Source organism: Acinetobacter sp. ANC 4636, assembly GCF_054454555.1.
On sequence record NZ_JBTKVD010000004.1, the window covers coordinates 170,178 to 194,556 of the forward strand.

The following is a 24,379-nucleotide window of genomic DNA, read 5'->3' on the forward strand; positions in this document are numbered from 1 at the left end:
TCTCCTTAAATCCATGCGTGGCGTGCAGGAAAAACGCCGTTTAAGTAATAATTGCCCAAGGCATGATATTTCCAGCGCACAGGGTCATGCAGGGTGTGCACGCGTGCATTGCGCCAGTGCTGGTCGAGGTTGTATTGGCTTAAAGAAGAACGGCTGCCACCGAGTTCAAACAGTTTTTCTGAAATGGTTAGTGCAGCGCGGTGTGCATAAATTTTGGCTTCGGCAACGGCAATTGAGGCTTGAGCAGCTTGTGCATCAGTAATACTGGACAGCTGATCCAGTTCATCGAGGAGTTCAGCAGCATCATTGAGCAGGAGTACGCTGGCATTGAGTAAAATGTCTAGCTTGCCAATTTCCTGTAAGGTAAATAATTCCTGATTGGCACGCTCGACCTGAGCATCGACAATCGGGCGGGCTTTGCGTACAGAACTGAGCGTATCTTGTAAAGCTGCTTCGGCAATTCCGACATCAATCGAGACCTGAAGTAGTTGTGAATACGCCCCGCGATAATTTGCCGTTTCACTAAGCTTACGTTCATCAAAAATCAGTTCGGGGTCAACCTGTACCTGATGCAGTTTAACTGTGCCACTCGATGTGGTGCGTTGTCCAAAACCATTCCAGTCATCAATCACTTCAACGCCGTGTTGTTGTCTTTCAACCAAGACCAGTACCACATGGCCTTCAGGATGCAGTGCTTTCACTGCCAGTAAGTCTGCAAAACTGCTGCCTGTCGAATAAAACTTTTCACCTGTCAGGAAGTATTGACCATTCACCAGATTTAACGTGGTATGCAAAGTCTTGGTGTCTTTGCTATGTCGCTCAGGTCCTGCATTGGCCAAGAAGCGACCTGCTAAGATTTTCTGATAAACCCATTTTTTTTGTTTTTCAGTACCCATAATCTCGATCAGATTGAGCACCCCAAACTGGTTCTGTGGAATTTGACCCACATTGGCATCGGCTTTCGCCAAGATACGAAACACATGACTTAAGGTTTTATTGGAAACAAAAGCACCACCATAGGTTTTGGGAATACGAATGCCAGTCAGCCCTTTTTGAGTGAGTTGCTGAATGACATCGGTAGGTAAAACGCGTTGTTGATCACGTAGATTTCGTTGTTCTAAAGCAAAATCTGCCAATTGATAGGCAGCATTAATTGCTTCTTGATCGTTTTGAATAATATTGGCATTTGGCTGAATAGTAGACATGACAAGCCCCTTGATTGCATCGTCACACCGTAATCAGAAAAAAAGTGGTTGAGAAATAAGGCTTCTTGCAAACCTTATGCAAAAAACTGCATAAAAAGCCAAAAATAAGATAAGAATGGAATTAAAAATTTAAGTTACTGATATTATTTATATTTTTATTTTATTGCTACTGGATTTGAAACTGGAATACAGAAAAACTGCTAAGTAATGCAGAAATCGAGCTAAATATATCCGAATACAGACGGGGACTATGGGCATAAAAAAGCGAAACCAATGGTTTCGCTTTTAAAAAATCAGGTTTAGCGGTGAAAAATACGGGCTTTGTCACGTTGCCAGTCGCGGTCTTTTTCAGTAGCGCGTTTATCATGGAGTTGCTTACCTTTTACCAGCGCAATTTCCAGTTTCGCCAAATGTCCTTTCCAGTAACATGCCAAAGGTACACACGTGTAACCTTTTTGATTGACTGCGCCTGTGAGCTGTTCCAGTTCACGACGTGACAGTAATAGTTTGCGAGTACGAGTGGCTTCGGGGACTACGTGAGTTGAGGCAGACAAGAGCGGCTGAATCTGTGCGCCAAATAAAAACGCTTCATTATTTTTAAAAATAATATAGCTTTCAACTAGACTCATACGCCCAGCACGCAAGGATTTGACTTCCCAACCCTGTAGGGAAAGACCCGCTTCAAATTTTTCTTCGATAAAATAATCATGACGGGCACGCTTATTTTGTGCAATAGTTCCGCCATTATTTTTCTTGACTACAGTTGCTTTCGCCATAATTAAATCATTCCAAAACTGTATCTATTGTGCCGCAAACTTTTCCTAAGGTGAAGCTTTTCTACAGAAAACAAAGCAGTTCCTTCGCTAAAAAATAACTTTTTGCTAGAATAGCTGCACCAAAGCGTAAACTAGAGAAGATTAGGATGTCGAAATCACGCATCATTTACCCGGGGACGTTTGATCCATTTACCAGAGGTCATATTGATTTAGTTGTGCGTGCAGCCAAAATGTTTGATGAAGTTGTGGTTGCGATTGCGGTTGGGCATCATAAAAATCCGATTTTTTCCCTTGAAGAACGCGTGGAACTGGCACAGCAGTCGCTGAGTCATCTCGATAATGTTGAATTTATGGGTTTCGATGGCTTGTTGGTCAATTTTTTTAATGAACAAAAAGCTACTGCGGTGTTGCGTGGTTTACGTGCAGTTTCAGATTTTGAATACGAGTTTCAACTCGCGAATATGAACCGTACCTTAGATGCCAGCTTTGAAACCGTATTTTTAACACCTGCCGAGCAGTATTCTTTTATTTCATCCACCATGGTACGTGAAATTGCACGTCTTAATGGCGATGTATCTAAATTTGTACCGAAACATGTGGTTGAAGCATTTAAACGTAAACATCAGCAAGGTTGGTAGCGTGTCATTATATATTACTGAAGAATGTATTAACTGTGATGTCTGTGAGCCAGTATGCCCCAATGAAGCGATTTTCTTTGGGGAGCTGATTTATGAGATCAATCCTGATTTATGCACCGAATGTGTGGGACATCATGATCAGCCACAGTGCCAGTTATTTTGTCCTGTTGACTGTATTCCTCTCGATCCGAACCATAAAGAAAGCCAAGAGCAGTTATTTGAAAAGTATCAACGACTGACTGCGCAAAAAAACGCAAGCATTTCTGAATAAGATTTGCTACTATACGCGCCGAAGTGAGCTGGACGGTCGCTGCTGTGGAGGTCTTCGTGACTGAAGCAGGGGAGGAAAGTCCGGGCTTCAAAGGGCAGGGTGCCAGGTAACGCCTGGGCGGCGCGAGCCGACGGAAAGTGCAGCAGAGAGTAGACCGCCTCATTCGTGAGGTAAGGGTGAAAGGGTGCGGTAAGAGCGCACCGCGTGTCTGGTAACAGTTCACGGCATGGCAAACCCCACCAGAAGCAAGACCAAATAGGAATCCTGAGGTACGGCCCGTACTGGATTCGGGTAGGTCGCTTGAGCGTATGAGTGATTGTACGCCTAGAGGAATGATCGTCCTCGACAGAACCCGGCTTACAGGCTCACTTCCCTTATTTTTTTGAAAAAATGCTTGACGCTGTAACAAAAAGTAAAGATAATGCGCGCACAGTTTTCGGCTATGTAGCTCAGTTGGTTAGAGCACCGCACTCATAATGCGGGGGTCACAAGTTCAAGTCTCGTCATAGCCACCATTTTATAAACCATGCATCATTGCATGGTTTTTTTTTGAATAATTTTTACATTTAAATCTAAGTTTTGGTTTTTCTTGGTGTTGTGATTATGCTATTACAAGAAATAACTCTATATATTTCACATTTATAACAATAAGGACAAACTATGCCACATATTGATGCCATAGATTCTTTCCATATTTTTCAGCTTGCTCCGATTGCCATGTGGATTGAAGACTGGAGTGGTATTGCAAGACAGTTTGTCCAGTGGCGTGAACAGGGCGTTACCGATTTACGTCATTTTTTACAACAAGATCCCCAGCGTATTCGTCAGTGTGTCGAGCGGATTCAAATTCTAGACGTGAATCAGGCTACTTTAACTCTATTTGAAGCGCGTGATTTTGCGCATTTGTCAGCGCATTTATCTGATATTTTTCGCGATGAAATGTATAACCTGCAAATCGAGGGTTTGGTTGCCGTATGGGATGGTCATTTGCAGTTTGCCAGTGAGCAGGTTAATTATTCAATTTCTGGAAAATGGATTGATATTCAACTGCGAGGGCAAATTTTGCCAGAGGCGGAGCAAGATTTAAGTCGCATTTTGGTCACGACGGAAGATATTACTGCCTATCAAAATGCACGCCGTCAGGAATTTAAAAATCGTACTTTGGCAGAGGCACGGTTTGTATATTCACCTGCGGCATTGTGGGTGGAAGATTTTAGTGTGATCAAGAAAAAGCTTGATCATCTGAAATGTATTGGTATTGAAGATTTACGGACTTTTCTGGATGTACACCCAGAATTTATAAGTGACAGTATCGCGGGGATTCGGGTACTTGATGCCAATCAAAAAGTATTAGATTTATTTTTAGCACCCAATAAACACGTTCTGCTGGAAAATATTGATAAAGTTTTGGGTTGCCCAGAAATGCTCAATTCATTTCGTGAGCAGTTGCTGGAACTTTGGGAAGGTAATCTGTTTCATCAACGTGAAGTAGTCAACCATGCACTGGATGGTTCAGAGCGACATGTACTACTGCAATTTTCCATTTTTCCAAGCTATGAACATGACTGGTCGATGGTGCAACTGGCGATGACGGATATTACTGCACGCAAAAAAGCAGAGTCTTATCTGGAATATCTGGGTAAACATGATGTGTTGACCAAACTGTATAATCGCGCATTTTTCCATGAAGAGTTGAAGCGTTTAACCCGACAAAAGGTTTTTCCCGTGTCGGCAATTTATCTGGATCTCAATGCCCTAAAAACAGTGAATGATGCGTTTGGACATGATGCTGGTGATGATATCTTGCGCCGAACAGGTGAAATTCTGCAACAGGCAATCAGTCCGCCATATTCAGGTTCACGTATCGGTGGTGATGAATTCGTTTTGCTGCTACCACGTGCAGATCAGCAGGCTGCAGCAAAACTGGTCGTGACTTTGCGAGAACTATTTCACTTAGATAACCAGTACCATGCCAGCTTGCCGATGAGTATAGCAATCGGAACAGCAACCAGTGAACCACATGAAACTCTGGAAGATATGCTCAAGCGTGCCGATCATCAGATGTATCTGGATAAAAACCGTTACTATGCTAAAAACTCGGCAGTTTTAAACATTTAAGCCCAAATTATTTGCTGAAAATGTTGCTGGTAACTGGCAAGATCAATCTCTGATTTGGCTTCCTGATTGCTAATCAGCATGGAAATTTCATGGCTTTGTGCATAACGCACACGACTGACCACATCAAGCTTACTCTGATCTGCCAAAATAAAGGTTTGTTTGGCTTGCTTGACCATGGCTTGGGCAATGTTGGCTTCTTCGCTATAGAAACTGCTTGCTCCGTGTACAGGGTCAATCCCGACAGGTGACAATAACGCAATGTCTGCCTGATAACGATAAATCTCCGAAATCACCAAATCGCCTTGCGTTTGTGGGCGTTGCTGTACCCGCCCACCGAGTAAAATAATTTCATGTTGAGGGGTATCATGTTCATAGCCAACAGTTAAGTTAAATACCGCCTGTAAGCTGTTGGTAATAATGGTCAGCCCTGACAGGGTTCTGAGTTCTTCTGCCAAAATTGATATGGTACTGCCTGCATCTAGAAAAATGGTTTGCCCTCCATGCAAATGTTGTAGTGCTGCCCGTGCAATGGCGCGTTTTTCTTTTGCCATTTGAGTGTGGCGAACATTCAGCGGGGCTTCAACCGCGACGCTATCCACCGCAACAATCCCGCCATGTACCCGTTTGGCAACGCCCAATGCTTCAAGTTCAATAATGTCACGCCGTGCAGTTTCCCGAGAAATATTCAGCTCTTGCATCACACGTTCGGTGCTGATGCGTTGTATTTTTTTGAGTAGCGCCTGAATTCGGTGTAAGCGTTCTTGCTGCAACATGCCTGTTCTCAATCATGGTTTTTCTAGTGCTCATCTTACTGAGTATTGAGGAGAAAATCGAGTCGTAAATGTGTATAAAAAAGTATTTGTGTATTTTATTGCATTTTTAAAAAAAGCCGATTATGATCAAAACATGCAGAAAAATTAACCTCGATCAGCATGAGGCTTGTTTTAGGAGAATACCCATGAATACACGCTCAACCATTATGGATACCAATAGCTTCCGTGCTGAGCATGCGGATGCATTGGACACAGAAACTCGTAAACTCACCGATAAACGCAGCAAGATTTTGGGTGATTCATATCGTCTGTTTTACCGTAACCCTGTGCACTTGGTTCGAGGTGAAGGGCAGTATTTGTGGGATGCCGCAGGCAACCAGTATCTGGATGTATATAACAATGTTGCAAGCATCGGGCACTGTCATCCTGCGGTGATTGAAGCGGTCAATGCACAAATGAAAATGCTAAATACCCACACACGTTATTTGCATGAAAATATTCTGGATTACACTGAAGAATTATTGAAAACTGTGCCGAGCGAAGTAGATCGCGCCATGTATATGTGTACAGGTTCAGAAGCCAATGACTTGGCGATTCGGATTGCCCGTGAATATAGCGGCGGTACAGGTATTATTGTGTCGCAAGAAGCCTATCATGGCACCAGTAGTTTAACTTCAGGCTGTTCACCTGCACTCGGTACAGGTCAAGCCTTGGATGCAACTACACGCTTAGTCCCTGCACCCGATCATTATCGCATTCAAACTGAAGATTTGGGTGGCTGGTTTGCAGCCCAAATCCAACAACAAATTGATGACATGAAAGCACATGGCATCAAGTTTGCAGGCTTCCTTGCTGACTCGATTTTCTCCTCTGATGGCGTGATGCCAAACCCAGTCGGTTTTTTGAAAAAAGCGGTTGATGTGGTGCATACCAATGGCGGGATTTTCATTGCCGATGAAGTTCAGCCTGGTTTTGCCCGTACAGGCGATGCGTTCTGGGGCTTTGCTCGTCATGGCATTGTTCCTGATGTGATTACTACAGGTAAACCAATGGGTAACGGGATTCCAGTCTCTGGTTTATTGGCAAAAGGGGATGTTTTAGCTGCATTTAGCGATCAGATACCATATTTCAATACCTTTGGAGGCAATCCTGTTTCTATGGCTGCGGCTCAGGCGGTATTGAAAGTGATTCAGGAAGAAGAATTGCAAGCACATAGCCAAAAAGTCGGTGCGTTGTTACAGTCTGACTTGGCAAAACTGATGGACAAACACGAATGTGTTGGTGATGTGCGTGGTGCAGGTCTGTTTATCGGTTTTGAATTGGTCACAGATCGTGACAGCAAAACCCCTGATAAAGCGTTGGCTTTAAACCTGATTGAAGAATTGCGCAATACCCACCGTGTACTGACGTCAGTAGCGGGGCCTTACGGCAATATATTAAAACTTCGCCCGCCACTGGCTTTCCAAGCACATGATATTGACTGGTTAGTGAATGCGCTGGATCAAGCGATTACCAAACTCAAAGGTTAATCATCTTGCTAATTTAATATAATTTTGCAAAAGCCCTATCTAAAAAGATAGGGCTTTTTTATTCTGTTTCTAATTCTACATTTTTATCAATCATATCTTGATTGCGGTGCATACTGCTGCAAAGTTTGTATGATGACCGATAAATCCACGTCAAGTTGTGCAGACAAGATCTTAAAATATGCAATCCATTGAGAAGATTGAATCTCAATGGATTGAGTCAAAATCTCAAAATGTGTTTTGCGTAAACCTGCTTGCAGTACTTCTGCAAGCTGTTCATCTTAAAAATATTTAAATTGCTTAATGTGCATATGCCATGAAATCTTGCAGTGGGATTCGAAGATCAATGTTGATGGGATGTAAGACAATAGAAAGCTGCATTTTGCTGAGGTGATCTCAGGATACATAAGTTCTAAGCCTAACTTAATTGCGCCACTGTCTTGGATTAATTCCAAACCAGCGTTTAAAGGCACGTGAAAAAGCACTGACTTCGGAGTAACCGAGTAAAAAAGCCATTTCTGAGATCGGGATATTTTTCTGTTTCATATAATGTTCCGCCAGTTCACAGCGAACACCATCGACCAGTGAAGTAAAAGTCATGCCTTCGGACTTAAGGCGGCGGGTGAGTGAGCAGCTCGACATGCCTAAATCATCGGCAATATGCTCCAAGTTGGGTTCACCTTCACTCAGTGCCAGTTGAATCTGTGAGCGAACTTGATCACTTAAACCTTGCGTTGTATTGGACTGGTTGAGCAGCTGCAATGTATCTTGCATCATGGTGAGGAGTAGTGGATCGCTACTAGGCATATCCCGTGCCAGATCTTTTTTTGGGATTACAATCGAGTTAAAGGGTTGATCGAAATACACTGAAGTATTGAAGAGCTTGCTGTGTTCCTGCCAGTATTCGGGGCGGGTATGTTCAAAGTGAATTTCACGTGGTGAGTAGTGCGAACCCAATACCCCGCGAATCACATTCATAAACATGCCAATGGTGAGTTCGGCATCTTGGCGGCGCGTTAAAATTGCACCATGTTGGACTTGATAGTCCAGTCGCCAGCAATCTTGTTGTTCAATCATGCGGGTTAAGGTATCTTTCTGATGTAGGTGAAAATAACTCACCATATTGCGTAAAGCGGTTTCTAGTGTGGCAGAGCACAGGCCAATATAGCCAATTAATCCGAGCTCTTTTGGCTGAAACTGTTGTCCATAATGCAAGCCAAAGTTGTCGCAGCCTGAAATTTGCGCGGCTTGTTCTAAAACTTTACAATAATTAGGAAGTTGCAAGCTCAAGGTGGGGCTTGCGAGTAATTCTGGATTGATTCCACTGATCCCAAAGACACGGTCTACATCGGCACCTTTTTGCACAATAAAGTCGCTCAAACCTGATGCCGCAGCCGACAACACGCCTTGATTACCCATATTAGACTGAAAAAGTTGTGAAGAACTGGCGATGTGACGCATCTGAATCATATGAAATCTCCATATATCACATATTCATTAGATTAAGCAAAATGCATACCAACTGAGGAATCCTAAAAATGGCAGAGGGATGCATTTGCTTAAAAGGGAAATCACCTGTCCATGGTGATCAAGGGATGGCAATTTATTATGAAATGGATAACCATCCCGATATTTAAATCAATATAAAAATACAATAAAACAAGATTTATGCAGCACCAACAGGCAGTTGTTGATGATTCATATATTTTTTGCAAAGACGAACGGTATGATCTGCCCAATTTGTGCCTAAACTGAGCGCCATTTCGGTTTGAGCGTGCGAGCCAACCCACGCCATCATTTGAATACGGCGTTGCATAATGAACGTTGGAATCAGTGCATATTCTTCGTTGCTGATATGTGCTTCACGTTCGTAACCTTCAATCCAGTTGTCTACCCATTCTGGTGCAGCCGCATGATGTTCGTTGAAACTAATTGCCGCAGCCAAGTCATGCATAAACCAGCTCATGCCACAGTCATCAAAATCGATCACGCCGATACGGTCATTTTGCAGGAGTAAATTGGTGAGGCGTAAGTCGGCATGAATCAGACCATAACGATCTGCCGATTGACCAAATGTAGTCAAGTCACTACCAATACGTGTCACCGCTTCTTCAATAATGTTGTGATCCGATTTTTTCAAATACGGTGCATTGCGCCAGTCACCCCAGTGACCCTCTGTACCCAGCATAGTGTCATGGTTCCAGATAATGCGTTGAAAACTGTCTGGCATTTGCCAAGTTTTGCTGTGGCGGTGTAGTTTCGCCGTGATTTGTCCCAATTGCTGAAATGCAGTTGGATCAACTTCAGTGGTTGGCATGTCGCCTTCAACCCAGTTAAACAGGGCTGCATAACGGGTTGTGCCATCACTGAGTTCCAATGTTAGTACACGTTCGCCTTGCTCATTCAAAATGGCTTGGGGTACAGCAATGCCACTTTCAGTCAGGGCAGCAAGCCAGTGCAGTTCACTCTCGATATCTTGTTTGCTGTGATAGTTTGGGCGGTGAATACGTAAAGCATAACGTGCCTTATCGGTACGCACTAAAAAAGTGGCATTTTCAGATTGGCAAAGCAGTTTGACCTGTCCTTGATAGGCTTTTGAATATTGCAAAATTGCTTGTTCAGCAAGCATTAGTAGTGTATTTGCATCTAAATATTCATTTTGTTCTACGTGATTCATACTGTACTGACCTCGTCTGTTCACCGTGTCACATTGAATGGGACATGGGAAGATTTCCATGATTTGTATACAGCGTATGCGAGATTGATTTTTGTCGACTTGACAATAAACCGATAAAACTCGTCATTTAAAGTCAAGTTTTCTGCTTGTTGCCCGACGCATTATCTAAACAAGGACGTGCAACAGGGGTGTTGCATCAAACAATTTCTATTCTTCTGTTGAGAGGAGTGCTGCAATGAGTCATCAGCTAAAACCGACATTAGGAATCTTTCACTTGTGGGGGATTGCCGTTGGACTTGTGATTTCAGGTGAGTATTTCGGCTGGAGTTACGGTTGGGGCGTCGCGGGAACACTGGGCTTTTTAGTCACAACGCTCATCGTTGCGACCATGTATACCTGTTTTATTTTTAGTTTTACTGAGTTAACCACTGCAATTCCACATGCAGGTGGGCCTTTTGCTTATAGTCGTAAAGCCTTTGGTGAAACAGGTGGTTTTATTGCAGGAATTGCTACACTGATTGAATTTGTGTTTGCACCACCCGCAATTGCTATGGCAATCGGGGCATATCTGAATGTGCAATTTCCAGACATCAATCCCAAATTGATTGCACTGGGTGCATATGTTGTCTTTATGGGGTTAAATATTGTTGGCGTGCAGATTGCTGCAACTTTTGAGCTAATCGTCACGATTTTGGCGGTGATTGAGCTACTGGTATTTATCGGTGTGGTACAACCGGGCTTTAGTTTCTCCAATTTCGTGCTCAATGGTTGGGCGGGTTCAAATCATTTTAGCGGTACTGCACTGTCAGGTATTTTTGCTGCGATTCCGTTTGCAATCTGGTTTTTCTTGGCGATTGAAGGGGCAGCCATGGCAGCCGAAGAAGCCAAAGATCCAAAACGTACCATTCCACGTGCCTATATCACAGGGATTTTAACACTGGTCGTTTTGGCATTTTTGGTGATGGTTTTTGCAGGTGGAGTAGGTGATTGGAGTAAACTGTCTAATATTAATGATCCATTACCACAAGCCATGAAAGCGGTTGTGGGCAACAATTCTAGCTGGATGCACATGTTGGTGTGGATTGGTTTATTTGGTTTGGTGGCAAGTTTCCATGGAATTATTTTAGGTTATTCTCGTCAAATTTTTGCCTTGGGTCGTGCAGGCTTTTTGCCAAAAAGCTTGGCAAAACTTTCTCGTTTCAATACTCCGCATCGTGCCATTATTGCAGGTGGTGTCGTCGGAATTGCAGCAATCTTTAGTGATAATATTATTAACATTCAAGGAATGAGCTTAACGGCGGCGATTGTGACCATGGCATGTTTCGGCGCATTACTAATGTATATCATGAGCATGTTGAGCTTGTTTAAACTGCGCCGTTCTGAACCAAACCTAAACCGTTCATTTATGGCACCAGGTTACCCCGTGATTCCTGCGATCGCACTTGTGATTGCTGTGGTGTGTTTTGTCGCGATGTTCTATTACAACGGTACAATTGGCGAGATCTTTATTGGCTTCTTGGTTGTGGGCTATGTTTACTTCTTGGCAACTAAAACACAACGCCAGTTCAGTGAGGAAAATCAGCAACTTCTCAATCAAGCAGACCCTCAACAACTTCCTGAACACTCATAAAGTATGATGGTGTTGAGAGGTGAGTGAGCGCAAAAGCCCGAGTTTTTCGGGCTTTTGATTTTTAAATAGAGCACATTTTTTATTGTGATTTATCTTGGTTTAAGTGATCTATGAAAAAAGAAATAATTCTAATATTCCTGCAAGATCTTGCCACTAATAAAGGCAAAATACTCTCGAAGCCATGCGTTATAACGTGTTTCTAATGGTGTTTGTGCTGCAAACATCATGCTGTGAGTGTAGTGTTGTTTTCGGGCAATTGCTTGTGCACGTATGGTATGAAAGTCACTGGTGATAATCGCAATCGGCATATCTTTTGTTACCTGATGCTGTGCCAATAAAACGGCACTGTTTTTAAAATTGAGTTCAGTACTGGTGCTTTGATCTTCTAGCAACATGTGCTGCCTAGGTAGTCCATATTTTTGCTGTAAATAGTTTGCCATGACCTGTGCTTCCGTCACTGTTTCTGCAAAATCTAATCCACCCGATAGTACAATCCATGCTTGAGGCTGTTGCTTGGCAAGCTCTGCTGCGCGGTCAAGGCGCAGTGCCAATGTTGGGCTAGGCTGTCCCTGAATTACACCACTACCCAGCACAATAATCGCTCGTGCAGGTGATGTAATTTGTGTTTGCGCTTGCATATGGATTTTGAGCTGGTAAATGAAAACTGTAAAAGAAATCAGCCAGATAATAAATAATCCCCAAAGAATAAAGTACGCAGATTGCAGTGCAGGATGCTGTGCCAGATAGCTATGTATGAACTGCCATGCCAAAGCAATAAAGACAAACCCGATTCCCATCAAGAAGGGCAGTACAATGCCAATATGAATTTTGCCTTGTAACAATAAATAGATGCTGTCAGCTAAAAAAACGCTGCCAATAAAAAATAAAATAATTCGAAAACATATTGTTAGAAGAATTGTCATAGATGCTCAGTTGTTTTTTTGCAAAATGCAACGATTAATTATATTGAAACAATACTGCAAAGAAACGATTCAGATTGCATTATTCTTTCGCAGTAGAATGCTGTGGATTTCCTTTTTTGATTGTCATTTCAAAGATGCTGCCTATGAAACACTGGATTGTGACTATGACTTGTTTGGGGGCTTTGGTTGGATGTCAAAGCATTCCTCACCATGAGACTCAAACCGCAACTTTACCTATGGTTGCCACTACGGCTATTGTAGATGAAGAGGCTCAATCACGTCCAAATCTGATTAACTTTGAGCAGATCAAACAACAGCAGCATCGTCCAATTGTTGCATTGGTGCTAGGGAGTGGTGGAGCACGAGGCTATGCGCATATCGGTGCAATACAGGTGCTTGAAGAACATGGGATTCATCCTGATTTTATTGTCGGAACCAGTGCGGGCAGCATAGTGGGCGCACTGTACGCTAGTGGAAAGTCTCCTGAACAAATTAAAGATATTGCCCTAAATATGAAAGTGCAGGATGTTCGTGAAATTACCTTGCGCAAAAACGGTTTTTTAGATGGCAGTAAAGTTGAAGACTTTATCAATGATCAGATTGGTAATCTGCCTCTGGAAAAGATGAGAATTCCTTTGTTTGTTGTTGCAACAGAACTCAAAGAAGGTAAAAAAGTCGTCTTTAATTATGGTAATACAGGGCAAGCCGTACGTGCATCTTCGTCTATTCCAAGCATGTTCATTCCAACTAAAATTCAAAATAAGGAATATGTTGACGGCGGTTTGGTCAGTCCCGTTCCTGTTGATGTTGCTCGTCAGCTTGGTGCGGATATTGTGATTGCCGTGGATATTTTGGCACAACCACAATATACCGAAACAACCAATATGTGGGGGCTATTTAACCAAAATATTAATATTATGCAGCAACAGCTATCCCGTGTTGAACTGAGCCATGCCGATGTGATCATTCAACCTGATCTACGGGAAAAAGCCCATATTTTTGATGTTACCGAACGAGACCGCACCCGTTTAGCTGGAGTTTATGCCACTCAGGCTAAGCTTGAGGACATTCAGCAAGTCATTCATGATAAAGAAGAGCAACTACTTGTGGCTGCTCGGTCTTAACTGATCAAGATTAAGGCATTGATTTTAAAAAATATTAAAAACACAGCGCATCTTGATAAGATACGCTGTATAATCTTGAGCATTTCTATCTGAAATACTGATAAATAATCAGAACAATAATTATGAAAAAATCGGCTATAATTGTTAACTGTCAATTATTCTTTAGTCGAAGAGTGTTTTAATGTCACCTTTAGATCAAGTTCTACAGTCAGCGGATGACCAATCTGAATTAACCATGACGGTTCTTATGACACCTGATATGGCAAATTTCTCAGGGAATGTACATGGTGGAGCCGTCTTAAAATTACTTGACCAAGTGGCGTACGCATGTGCAAGCCGCTATTCAGGTAGTTATGTCGTGACTTTATCTGTCGATAAGGTAACTTTTAAAGAACCGATTTATGTAGGTGAACTGGTAACATTCCTTGCAAGTGTTAACCATGTAGGTCGTACTTCTATGGAAATTGGGATTCGCGTTGAAGCTCAAAATATTCGTAGCCGTAGTATGCGTCATACCAACAGTTGCTTCTTTACCATGGTCGCGGTTGATGAACACGGTCAACCTCAAGCAGTTCCTCCATTAAAATTAGACAACGAGTGGAAGCGTTGCCGTTTTGAAGCTGCTGAACAGCGTAAAAAATTACGTTTACATGAAAATCATCACCCTTCTTGTAGTATTTATAAAGAAAGTGCTAAACAGGGCGAATAATTCTGTTTGGGTAAAAAGACTGCCAGTGTCTACGCGGCGGTCTTTTTTTATTGCAGTTGGAATGAAAATGCGGTGGATCTTATTTTTTTACTAAAAATAAAAAACTAGCCATCGGTTTGTTGTTAAGAAGCCCGTAAAATAAGTTTCTTTTATTCAGAGTCTGAACAGTCATGCAAGAGTTGGAAATTATTGATCTAAAAGTCGGTGAAGGTAAAGAAGCTGTGAAAGGTGCGCTCATTACCACGCATTATACAGGCTGGTTAGAAGATGGAACGAAATTTGATTCCTCAATTGATCGTGGTCAGTATTTTGAATGTGTGATTGGTACGGGTCGAGTAATTAAGGGGTGGGATCAGGGTATTATGGGAATGCGTGTGGGCGGTAAGCGAAAATTGAAAGTGCCTGCACATTTGGCTTATGGTGAACGCAAAATGGGTAAAGTCATTCCTGCCAATTCTAACCTGATTTTTGAAATTGAATTGTTTGATGTTAAAACCCGAGACCAATAAGCGACTTGAGGTGATGGTCATTCAGTTCTTAAGCTAAGCTGAATGATCATTGTCAAAGAATTGACATGTTTGCCTATTACTATTTAGCCTCGAAGATGTACTAAATTGTAAAAATATGCAGTATCATGTAAGTGTAAGACACGGATGTTTATGATTTCTTGTGTTTTAATCTTCAAAAAAAATCACGTAAATTTTCACCAAGTTTTTGATTTTATTTGAATTTAATGTATAATTCTAAGTTATTTTATCGGTTAGCTAAACACAGTTCTTGGGATGGAAATATCTAAATCAGTGACATGGAAAGAATCAGGCTTTTAAGCTAGTTTTCAGTTTACTTTTTGAAAATATATTGTAATTACTAATCTGAATAGTCATGCAATATAAAAGATTGTTTTCACGACTTGAGTGTTTGAAGTGTAATGTCAGATTGGTTACATCACGATTTATAAAACAGGCATATTATGTTTAATCGCTTTTTAAGTTCAGTGCTTGCAACGTGCGTTGGTATGGCAGCCGTGGGTATGACTCAAGCCGTTTCCGCAAAGAAGCCAAAAATTAATCCAACAACGCTTACAGTGATTGGTTACCATGAAGTTACCGACGACAAAGAAGCGTTGATCCCGATGTATTCGGTTAGTACAGCACGCTTTGAAGAACAAGTTCGTTGGCTACAGAAAAGTGGTTTTCACTTTATTAGCGTTGATCAGTTATTAAAAGCCCATCAAGGCAAAACCGTATTACCAGAAAAACCTGTGTTATTAACAGTCGATGATGGATATGAGAATTTTTACACCAATGTTTATCCATTTGTAAAAGCGAACAAAATTCCTATCGTTCTGGCTGTTGTTGGTTCGTGGTTAGAGCCAAAAGCAGATGAAATGGTAAATTTTGGCGATGATAAAATTTCTCGTAGCAAAATTGTGACTTGGCCACAGCTTAAAGAAATGAGCAAAAGTGGTTATGTTGAAATTGCAAGCCACAGTTACGATTTACACCATGGTATCTTAGGTAACCCACAAGGTAACTCTGAACCTGCTGCAACTACACGTTTATATGATCCAGAAACCAAAACTTATGAAGGTGATGGTGCATATGCTAAACGTATTTATGATGATTTAAAGAAAAATAATGATTTGCTCAAGGCGCATGGGATTCCGTCACCGCGTGTGATGGTTTGGCCGTACGGACGCTATAATCTGGAAACAGTTCGTATCGCAAAAGGACTGGGTATGCCGATTACCGTTAGTCTTGACGACGGTCCTGTATATTTGAAAAAGTCATTGGGTGCAATCAATCGTATTTTGGTTGAACATGACATGACCTTAGACGGTTTGTCAAAAGAGATCACTATACGTGATAAAAACTTGGGTGATAATTATCGCCCACAAAAAATCATGCATGTTGACTTGGATTATATCTACGATCCAGATCCTGAGCAGCAAGAACGTAACTTAGGCGATTTGCTCGACCGTATTCAAAAAATGCACATTACAACTGTGTATTTGCAAGCATTTTCTGATCCTGATGCTAATGGTTCAGCCGATATGGTGTATTTCCCGAACCGTTATCTTCCAGTGCGTGCTGACCTGTTTAACCGTGTATCTTGGCAAATCCAAAGCCGTACTCAGGTGACTCGTTTATATGCGTGGATGCCGCTTTTAGCATGGGAATTGCCAAAATCTAACCCTGTATCTCAAGACTTGGTGGTAACACAGCAGCCTAAAAGCAGTGATCACCTGAACATGGGTTATATCCGTTTAAGTCCATTCTCTGCCCCAGCACGTCGTGTGATTGAAGGCTTGTATCAGGATTTGGCGAAGTCTTCAACTTTCAACGGTATCCTGTTCCATGATGATACGACGTTGTCAGATTATGAAGATGCGAGCCCATATGCATTGAAAGCATACGCAAAAGCAGGTCTTCCAACTAATTTGGAAGAAATGCGAAATAATGATGCTGAAATGGAAAAATGGACGAAATTCAAAACCAACTATATTGACAACTTTGCTTTGCAGTTGGCAGGTGAAGTTCGCCAGTATCAGCCATTTTTAGTGACTGCGCGTAATTTATATGCACAAGTGGCATTGAATCCGTATGCTGAAAACTGGTATGCACAATCATTAGAGCAATCTTTAAAGCGCTATGACTTTACTGCCATTATGGCAATGCCATACATGGAACAGGCACCAGATAAAGACAAGTTCTATCAAGATATTGTGGATCGTGTTAAATCCCATCCAAACGGTTTGCACAAAACAGTATTTGAGCTACAGGCAGAAAATTGGCGTACCAATGAACCTGTACCTTCAGAAGAGTTGGGCGATACGATTCAGTCTTTGTATAAACAAGGTGCTTTGCATATTGCGTATTACCCAGATGATCCAGTCAAGCAACATCCTGATGTCGATATTATGCGTAAGGCTTTTGATTCTAAACCAGATCGCATAGTGCCGTAGGAGTTTGAGCATTATGTCTGCGTTACAGCACTTTTGGCGATCTGCCTTAGAGTTCGTGTTTTATTACCCGTTATTTATGTCCTATTTGTGGATGATCGGCGCGATTGTGTTCTATATGAAAGAGCGCAAAGAGCCTGCGTACAATCAGCCAAAGGATTTGCCTTCATATCCAAAGGTAGCAGTTCTTGTTCCTTGTTTTAATGAAGGTGAAAATGCTGAAGAAACTATCAGCCATGCACTAAAACTGGATTATCCAGACTTTGAAGTGATTGCGATTAACGATGGTAGTTCGGACAATACGGGCGAAGTGCTAGATCGACTGGCGGAAAAATTTGATAAATTACGCGTGGTGCATTTGGCGCAAAATCAGGGCAAAGCCATGGGGCTTCAGGCAGGCAGTTTAATGACTGACGCTGAATTCCTGATTGGTATTGATGGCGATGCCTTGCTTGACCCACATGCGGCAAAGTGGATGATTCGCCATTTCCTTGCTGACGAAAAAATTGCAGCCGTAACAGGTAATCCGCGTATCCGTACCCGTTCAACATTGCTTGGACGGATTCAGGTGGGTGAGTTTTCATCCATTGTGGGCATGATCAAACGTGCTCAGCGGGTATTTGGACGCTTATTTACGGTTTCTGGTGTAATTACTGCTTTTCGTAAAAGCGCAGTACATGAAGTTGGCTATTGGTCTCCCAATATGCTCACTGAAGATATTGACATTACTTGGAAATTGCAACGTGCTGGTTGGGATGTAGAGTTTGAACCTAATGCATTGGTTTGGATCTTGATGCCTGAAACCTTAAAAGGTTTGTACAAGCAACGTTTGCGCTGGGCAATGGGTGGTGCACAAGTTCTAATCAAAAATTTTGATGTAATATTTCGACCTAGTTTGAACTTTTTATGGCCACTCATGATAGAATTACTACTAACATTAGTATGGTCATATTTAATGTTATTGGTAGCTTGTATTTGGTTAGTGGATCTCATCGTTCCTAATCATTTCTTACCTGTCATGAGCTCACCATTTCTCCCATACGGTACAGGTATTTTGTTAGGTGCGACCTGCTTGTTCCAATTCATGATTAGTAAATGGATGGATAGCCGTTATGAACCAGGTCTACTGAAAAATTATTACTGGATGATTTGGTATCCATTCGTATTTTGGCTAATCACCGTAACTGCTAGCATTATTGCCTTTCCAAAAGTATTGATAAGAGGGGATGGCAAACGTGCGCGCTGGGTAAGCCCGGATCGCGGTATTCGCTAAAATCGTCGATAACTTAGGTGTATATAGATTCTCATGAGTACAAATTCGTTAATTATTGACTTGCGTGCACAGTTACCTTGGCATAGACGCTATATGTCTACAACCTCAACTGCAGTCCTATGGGGTGCATGGTTCTTGCTTTGGCGTCCAATGCTAGTGTTGTTTACCCTTATGAGTTATAACAAGCCGTATGGATTCCATCGCTTGTTTAATGCTTTCTGGTTTGGTTTGCAAATGGATATGATCACTTTGCTGACCTGCGCTGCAATTTTGTGCTTATGGTGTAAGTTAATCCCTGCACATAGTGTGAAACACGCCAAAGTGAAATCGACCAATGATTATGCACGTCATTTTGATTTGCCTGAGCAAGAAATTGTACAAGGTCGTCAGCAAAAAGTGACCGTGGTACATCATAATGAACAAGGTCAAATTATTCGCGTAGAATAAAATATTTAAATCGCGACATGAAGCCCCTAAATCAGGGGCTTTTTTCGATTTATTCTTGCATGAGCGTGGATTCAGTCCTATGCTTGGCACGTTTAAAAATTTCTTGATTGCTCCCACTATGGCAAAATTAAACGCAGCGGAAAGTATTCGTGGTTTGGCATGTTTGGCTGTGGTGTTTTCACACCTCTCCTTAAGCTTTTATCCATACCTACATCACTTTAGTCCAGATGATCGAGCGCATGGTCAGTGGGACTATTTTATGCACCACTCGCCATTTGCTTTCTGGTATTCGGGTACTGCTGCAGTTTTTGTCTTTTTTGTATTAAGTGGTTTTGTATTAAGTTATGCCATTTTAAGACATGAAGATGTTCCAAGAAAAGTCACTGAAATGGCGATCAAGCGTTATCCACGATTGGCAATTCCAGCATTTTTTTCCTGTATTTTGGCTTGGTTAGCACTCAGTTATACCAGTATAAACAGTAATCTAGTCAATGATTGGTTACAAGCTTATGCAACACAGCAAGTCAGCCTGAAACAAGCAGCTTATGAAGGCAGTATAGGCGCATTTTTGTTTGCTGAAAGTAGTACTAACTGGGTTTTGTGGACCATGCAAATTGAGCTATTTGGTTCAATTCTCTTGTTTGTTTTATTGTTGCTCTATCATTATAAAAAACTGTTGTTTCATATTGGCTCAATACTTTTGCCACTGCTTGGCTTATGGGATGATGAGCGCTTTTTCTTAGGCTTGCTGAGCTTTGTGATTGGCTCTTATATGTACTTGTATGGACGGCAAATTAAACCTGTTTTTGCATGGTCAATGTTTATTGCAGGGCTATACTTTGCAGGTGCACATAATAGCAGTCATGCTTATCACTGGTTATATAAAATCTTGGGTTGGAGAACCTACGACTATAGTAATTTCTTTTCAGGCATTTTAATTGTTTATAGCATTTTACTGTGTACCCAACTGTCCGATATTTTTGATAAAAAGCCATTAGTCTATTTAGGTAAATTATCGTTCTCGATTTACTTATTACACATGATGCTGATTTATTTGGTGTGTATTCCTGCATTTAATTGGTTGATGGGCATGGGATTCAACTATGATCTTTCTGTACTGTTAGCCGTGCTGACTTGCCTGAGCAGCATTTTACTGGCTTCTGCATTTTATAGTGAATACGTCGATAGTTTGGCAGTGAAAATCAGCAATAAGTTGGCGAAATGGGCCATGAAATCTTGAGTTTTGTGTCTGTTTTTTTAGTCCAGACTTTTGTTGGCGAAACTCGGCTGTATAGTGATGTTTGTTTATGTCAAATCTAGAAATTTTTTCGGTCATTATTAGCTTGATTGGCGTTGGATTAACGATTCTTCGCAATATGTGGTGTTGGCCGTTTAATATGCTTGCTTATATTTTATATGGCTATTTGTTCTTTACTTACCAGCTTTATGGGGAAGTCATTCTGCAAATTTTCTTTTCTGTGATGAATTTGTATGGCTTCTATGTCTGGATGAAAGGCAAGCAAGTCGATCATGATATTAAAATTGAGCCATTAGCTTTTTCTAAAATTATTTTACAACTGATTGTCTCTGCAATCGCGGGTCTGGCTTTTGGCCTGATCTTGAAAAATTTTACCAATGCGGCAGTTCCAATGCTGGATGCACAACTTGCAGCGTTTAGTTTACTGGCAACGTACTGGACGAGTCGTAAACATATTGCAACATGGGTACTGTGGGTGGTTGTCGACATTATTTATGTGGGTATGTTTATTTACAAGGACTTGTATCTAACCGCAGGCTTGTATGCCGCGTTTGTCGTCATGGCAGTATATGGCTGGTATCAGTGGTTGCGTGTACAAAGTCAGCAACGTACTGAACTTATGTCGACTGAGAACTAAATCAATTAATTTCAATGGAAAGCCTGCAGATTGCAGGCTTTTAATTTTTTATGGATAAAAATAATAAGATTTTGATTTTGCAAAACTTCACTATAATTCTTGTTGAACATTTTCTACTATAACGGGCTTAAGTTGCAGCATTTCGCCTGATTGGACAATTTTTTATGTTAATACGCCTGAAACAACTAACTTGGTCCTTATGTTTGATTGGGGTAAGCACAGCAACATTTGCTCAGACTGTTTTGGTGAGAAGTCAGCATCAGATTAATGAGTACCAACTAGATAATGGTTTACGGGTGATTCTGGCCCCAAATAATAATGAAAATAAGGTGTTTATGAACACCGTTTATTTGACAGGTTCTTTGAATGATCCACAGGGTAAGGGTGGATTAGCACATTTGTTGGAACATCTAGCATTTAAAGGCACACAAGATGTGCAAGGTGAGGAATTTCAGCGCAGACTTGATCAATACACCTTAGCAACCAATGCTAGTACGGATTACTATTCAACCAAATATACCAATATTATTCGCCCTGACCAAAAAGCGATTGATCAAGTGCTTTATCTTGAAGCACAGCGTATGGATAAACTGGTTTTACAGCAAAAATTTGTACCTTCAGAAATTGAAACTGTACGTCGTGAACGTGAGTTACGTCTCGATCAGCCTTTTGCAGTGTTAATGGATCAGATGTTTAAAGCAGCTTATGGCAATCGTGATTTGGGGCGTTTGCCGATTGGTGACCTGAATGAGCTGAAATCTATTCAGATGAATGAGCTCAATCAATTTTATCGTAAATGGTACGCTCCCAATAATGCGGTGATGGTGGTTACGGGTAAGTTTGATCAGGCACAGGTGTTGCAGCGTATTGAACAAAACTTTGGCAAAATTCAGGCACATGCTGTACCTGCCATGGCTAAAGTACCTTTACTGGATGCCAGTAAAATTCAGCAGCGCCAGTTGAGCGTGCAAAAGGGCAGTGATCTGGCTAAAGTCAATATGTATCTGAATGGTCGCGATTTGAAAATCCAACCTGTGCTTGCTGTTGCACCTTATTTATATACCTTGCAACCGAGCGGGCAGTTGTATAAGGCGATGGTGGAAACAGGTATGACCACCACAGTACAATCGACCACATGGCTTGATCAGGATTTTAATGTGGTATTTATGGGAGCGATGTATGCGCCAACCCAAGATGCTCAACAAATTTCCAAAAAATTGGCACAGAATATTGAAACTCCAGCACATTTTAATGATGCTGATTTGAACCGTGTTAAAAGTGTATTTAAAAATCAGGCTGACAGTATCGCAACCAATGCAGTGGCGCTGGGCAATCGTCTGAGCGACTATGTGGTGTCTTCACATGGACATTGGGAACAATATTTTAATGATGTGCAGGCAGTTCAAAATCTGTCAACACAACAGGTCAACCAGAGCCTGAATACATTTTTTCAACCTCAACATCGTATTTCTGGTGATATTCAGCCAACGCCTGATTCACAAAAAAAAGCGATGCAGCTTCAGCCATCACAACCGAAAAAACCGTTGCAGACCGCTCAAAGTGCTGACCCAGAACCTGTTAAAAATATCCAGCAGTATCAACAAGAAATTCAGGATTATCTGACACGCTCCAAACAGCACTTACAAACCACTGAACAGCAGATTCAGCGTGGCAAGCTTAAAAATGGTTTGCGTTATGCCTTATTTTCAGTGCCTACGCATGACAACAAAGTCTATGCCACTATTAGTCTGAACTTTGGTACTGAAAAATCTTTATGGAACAAAGGGCAAATACTGGATTTAACTGCTTATTTGTTGTTGCGTGGTTCAGATCAGCAAACTTTACAGCAGGTGATGGATCAATCGATTGCTGCTGATGGGCAGGCAACTGCAGTAAGTCAAGACAATGGAATGCTGATTCAGATTCAAGCCAATAAACAGCACTTTGCCGATTATTTTCAATATATTGTTGGCATTATGCAGCACCCGAGTTTTGAGCAAAGTCAGTTTGATCTGATCAAGTCGCAAAGTCTGGCTAGCCTGAACAGACCTTATACTGAACCTGAAACTGTAGCGGCTTTAACTATGTCTCGATTAGTGGAACAGTATTCGGCAGGTGATTTGCGTTACCACTTTGAGCCTGAGCAGGTTAAACAACAACTTCAAGCCGTAACGCAGCCTCAGGTTAAACAACTGTATCGGCAGTTTATGGGGTTTAACCATGCTGAATTGGCAATGACAGGAGAATTCAATACTCAGAAAATGCATGACTTGATCACCCGCCAGTTTGCGACATGGTCATCGAAACAAAGTTATCAGCGTCTATCATCTAAATACAAAAGTTATCCCGCAACCCAAGTCCATGCGTTAGCAGAGCAGCGTGAATTTGGCAATTATCAGGGGTTACTGGTATTGCCTGTGGGAATAGACGATGCTGATGCGCCTGCTTTGCAAGTCTTGAGTTATATTTTAGGCGACTCGCAGCTTTCATCGCGTTTAGGGCAAGCACTGCGCGAAAAAAATCATTTAGTGTATGGTTTTTCGAGTGATTTAAATCTGGATTTACATGATTCGGTAGGTGTTTTGACCATTCAAGCAAATTACACTGCAAATAAAGCGGCACAAACTTCGCAAGCTGTACATCACGTATTGCAGGACTTGATTCAAAATGGCATTACTCCACAGGAGCTTGCTACGGCAAAAGCCAATATTTTAAAACAGCGTGTTACTAGCCTTGAGGATAGTCGTATTATTCATCAAATGCTCAACAGTCAGCTTGAACGTGGTAAAACCATGCTGAGTCGTGAACAGCGTGATCAGGCGATTGCACAGCTCAGAAAAGCTTATGTTGATAGCGTGATTAAAAAATATATCCAGCTTGATCATTATGTTGAAGTCATGGCAGATCAATATGGTCAGCAACAAACTGACTTAAAAGTAGCGGCATTGGGCAAATAAAAAAGCGGTATATTTCGAAAAAAAAGAGCTTGAATTCAAGCTCTTTTTTTTTCGTTTCAAACAGGGTTAATTAGTGATCGTGTTCATGATCGTGTTTATGTGCATGGAAATCTTCATTTTTACGAAAACGTAGATAATTCTCAAACTGCTCACAATACTCATCGTAATTGTCATCGAGCATCATTTGAAACTGCTGCATCAAGTAAGACATAACTTGATCTTTGGCATCACGCATTTCATTGCCATCTTTAAAATTGTTAGCAGCAACCCATGTATTAAAGCGAGCAGTTGCAAAAAGCATCGCTGCGCTTACTTGTCCGCGTAACTCGGCAGGTTTAGGTTTTTGACCTTTTTCAGGGCGACAAAAATCGTTTGCCAGTTTGATAAATTCATCGGTACGCTCGAAAAAGACTGCATTCTGTGCTTCTTCTTCAGTAATATCCGTCGCTTGAATTTTTTGGGTCATAGGGAAGTT

General features: G+C 41.6%; 21 protein-coding genes, 1 tRNA gene and 1 other RNA gene. 16 read left to right on the forward strand and 7 right to left on the reverse strand.

The window, feature by feature from the left end; translation table 11 throughout:
• Window positions 1-5: 5 nt before the first annotated feature.
• Both ACX1N5_RS06165 and smpB read right to left on the reverse strand, forming a co-directional pair.
• Window positions 6-1,205, reverse strand: coding sequence for an SfnB family sulfur acquisition oxidoreductase (locus ACX1N5_RS06165; RefSeq protein WP_458800892.1), 1,200 nt, complete (start codon window positions 1,203-1,205; stop codon window positions 6-8).
• A 299-nt stretch (window positions 1,206-1,504) separates the two neighbouring features.
• Window positions 1,505-1,981 carry an SsrA-binding protein SmpB gene (smpB, locus tag ACX1N5_RS06170; RefSeq protein ID WP_004751126.1) on the reverse strand — a complete coding sequence of 159 codons (477 nt, stop codon included), beginning with the start codon at window positions 1,979-1,981 and terminating at the stop codon, window positions 1,505-1,507.
• 146 nt (window positions 1,982-2,127) lie between these two features.
• Here smpB and coaD point away from each other — a divergent pair, with 146 nt between their 5' ends.
• The 5 genes from coaD to ACX1N5_RS06195 all read left to right on the forward strand — a co-directional run bounded on the left by coaD (window position 2,128) and on the right by ACX1N5_RS06195 (window position 5,008).
• A complete protein-coding gene (gene coaD / locus ACX1N5_RS06175) occupies window positions 2,128-2,619 on the forward strand; it encodes a pantetheine-phosphate adenylyltransferase (protein ID WP_004751128.1) in 492 nt (163 codons plus the stop codon).
• Window position 2,620: 1 nt separating this feature from the next.
• On the forward strand, window positions 2,621-2,890 hold the full coding sequence (locus ACX1N5_RS06180; RefSeq protein ID WP_004751130.1) for a YfhL family 4Fe-4S dicluster ferredoxin: 270 nt from the start codon (window positions 2,621-2,623) through the stop codon (window positions 2,888-2,890).
• A gap of 20 nt (window positions 2,891-2,910) precedes the next feature.
• An RNA gene (rnpB, locus tag ACX1N5_RS06185) (RNase P RNA component class A) lies at window positions 2,911-3,266 on the forward strand.
• Between the two features lie 62 nt (window positions 3,267-3,328).
• Window positions 3,329-3,405: transfer RNA gene (locus ACX1N5_RS06190), tRNA-Met, on the forward strand.
• A 145-nt stretch (window positions 3,406-3,550) separates the two neighbouring features.
• Window positions 3,551-5,008, forward strand: a complete 1,458-nt coding sequence (locus tag ACX1N5_RS06195) for a sensor domain-containing diguanylate cyclase (protein WP_458800895.1) — start codon at window positions 3,551-3,553, stop codon at window positions 5,006-5,008.
• On the opposite strand, the gene ACX1N5_RS06200 is transcribed toward ACX1N5_RS06195, so the two are convergent.
• Complete coding sequence (locus ACX1N5_RS06200) at window positions 5,005-5,781, reverse strand: DeoR/GlpR family DNA-binding transcription regulator (RefSeq protein WP_131380246.1); 777 nt, start codon at window positions 5,779-5,781, stop codon at window positions 5,005-5,007. The genes ACX1N5_RS06195 and ACX1N5_RS06200 overlap by 4 nt on opposite strands.
• A gap of 185 nt (window positions 5,782-5,966) precedes the next feature.
• On the opposite strand from ACX1N5_RS06200, the gene ACX1N5_RS06205 reads away from it, so the two are divergent.
• The gene (locus tag ACX1N5_RS06205; RefSeq protein WP_458800897.1) at window positions 5,967-7,310 is read left to right on the forward strand and encodes an aspartate aminotransferase family protein; all 1,344 of its coding nucleotides are present in this window, start codon (window positions 5,967-5,969) and stop codon (window positions 7,308-7,310) included.
• A gap of 420 nt (window positions 7,311-7,730) precedes the next feature.
• Here the strand turns inward: ACX1N5_RS06205 and qhpR are convergent, their stop codons facing one another.
• Both qhpR and ACX1N5_RS06215 read right to left on the reverse strand, forming a co-directional pair.
• Window positions 7,731-8,768 (reverse strand): AraC-like transcriptional regulator QhpR, encoded by a 1,038-nt coding sequence (qhpR, locus tag ACX1N5_RS06210; RefSeq protein WP_458801020.1) that lies wholly within the window; start codon window positions 8,766-8,768, stop codon window positions 7,731-7,733.
• A gap of 205 nt (window positions 8,769-8,973) precedes the next feature.
• Window positions 8,974-9,984, reverse strand: a complete 1,011-nt coding sequence (locus ACX1N5_RS06215; protein ID WP_458800899.1) for a phosphotransferase enzyme family protein — start codon at window positions 9,982-9,984, stop codon at window positions 8,974-8,976.
• Window positions 9,985-10,219: 235 nt separating this feature from the next.
• On the opposite strand from ACX1N5_RS06215, the gene eat reads away from it, so the two are divergent.
• Window positions 10,220-11,614, forward strand: coding sequence for an ethanolamine permease (eat, locus tag ACX1N5_RS06220; protein WP_458800901.1), 1,395 nt, complete (start codon window positions 10,220-10,222; stop codon window positions 11,612-11,614).
• A 128-nt stretch (window positions 11,615-11,742) separates the two neighbouring features.
• On the opposite strand, the gene ACX1N5_RS06225 is transcribed toward eat, so the two are convergent.
• Entirely contained in the window at window positions 11,743-12,537 is a 795-nt protein-coding gene (locus tag ACX1N5_RS06225) for a YdcF family protein (protein WP_131380238.1), read from the reverse strand.
• Between the two features lie 134 nt (window positions 12,538-12,671).
• Between ACX1N5_RS06225 and ACX1N5_RS06230 the strand changes: the two genes are divergently transcribed.
• The 9 genes from ACX1N5_RS06230 (at window position 12,672) to ACX1N5_RS06270 (ending at window position 23,904) form a co-directional block, all read left to right on the forward strand.
• On the forward strand, window positions 12,672-13,661 hold the full coding sequence (locus ACX1N5_RS06230) for a patatin-like phospholipase family protein (RefSeq protein ID WP_458801022.1): 990 nt from the start codon (window positions 12,672-12,674) through the stop codon (window positions 13,659-13,661).
• 181 nt (window positions 13,662-13,842) lie between these two features.
• Window positions 13,843-14,370, forward strand: a complete 528-nt coding sequence (locus ACX1N5_RS06235; RefSeq protein ID WP_116726432.1) for an acyl-CoA thioesterase — start codon at window positions 13,843-13,845, stop codon at window positions 14,368-14,370.
• Window positions 14,371-14,540: 170 nt separating this feature from the next.
• Window positions 14,541-14,879, forward strand: a complete 339-nt coding sequence (locus tag ACX1N5_RS06240; RefSeq protein ID WP_004751143.1) for an FKBP-type peptidyl-prolyl cis-trans isomerase — start codon at window positions 14,541-14,543, stop codon at window positions 14,877-14,879.
• 461 nt (window positions 14,880-15,340) lie between these two features.
• The gene (pgaB, locus tag ACX1N5_RS06245; RefSeq protein WP_458800904.1) at window positions 15,341-17,335 is read left to right on the forward strand and encodes a poly-beta-1,6-N-acetyl-D-glucosamine N-deacetylase PgaB; all 1,995 of its coding nucleotides are present in this window, start codon (window positions 15,341-15,343) and stop codon (window positions 17,333-17,335) included.
• Between the two features lie 13 nt (window positions 17,336-17,348).
• A complete protein-coding gene (pgaC, locus tag ACX1N5_RS06250; protein ID WP_131380231.1) occupies window positions 17,349-18,605 on the forward strand; it encodes a poly-beta-1,6-N-acetyl-D-glucosamine synthase in 1,257 nt (418 codons plus the stop codon).
• 33 nt (window positions 18,606-18,638) lie between these two features.
• Window positions 18,639-19,052, forward strand: coding sequence for a poly-beta-1,6-N-acetyl-D-glucosamine biosynthesis protein PgaD (gene pgaD, locus ACX1N5_RS06255; RefSeq protein WP_004900084.1), 414 nt, complete (start codon window positions 18,639-18,641; stop codon window positions 19,050-19,052).
• 79 nt (window positions 19,053-19,131) lie between these two features.
• Window positions 19,132-20,292, forward strand: a complete 1,161-nt coding sequence (locus tag ACX1N5_RS06260) for an acyltransferase family protein (protein ID WP_131380229.1) — start codon at window positions 19,132-19,134, stop codon at window positions 20,290-20,292.
• A 67-nt stretch (window positions 20,293-20,359) separates the two neighbouring features.
• Window positions 20,360-20,947, forward strand: coding sequence for a nicotinamide riboside transporter PnuC (pnuC, locus tag ACX1N5_RS06265; RefSeq protein ID WP_131380227.1), 588 nt, complete (start codon window positions 20,360-20,362; stop codon window positions 20,945-20,947).
• A 164-nt stretch (window positions 20,948-21,111) separates the two neighbouring features.
• Entirely contained in the window at window positions 21,112-23,904 is a 2,793-nt protein-coding gene (locus ACX1N5_RS06270) for a M16 family metallopeptidase (protein ID WP_458800908.1), read from the forward strand.
• Window positions 23,905-23,974: 70 nt separating this feature from the next.
• Here the strand turns inward: ACX1N5_RS06270 and ACX1N5_RS06275 are convergent, their stop codons facing one another.
• Window positions 23,975-24,370, reverse strand: coding sequence for a DUF3144 domain-containing protein (locus tag ACX1N5_RS06275; RefSeq protein WP_004751157.1), 396 nt, complete (start codon window positions 24,368-24,370; stop codon window positions 23,975-23,977).
• Between the last annotated feature and the right edge of the window lie 9 nt (window positions 24,371-24,379).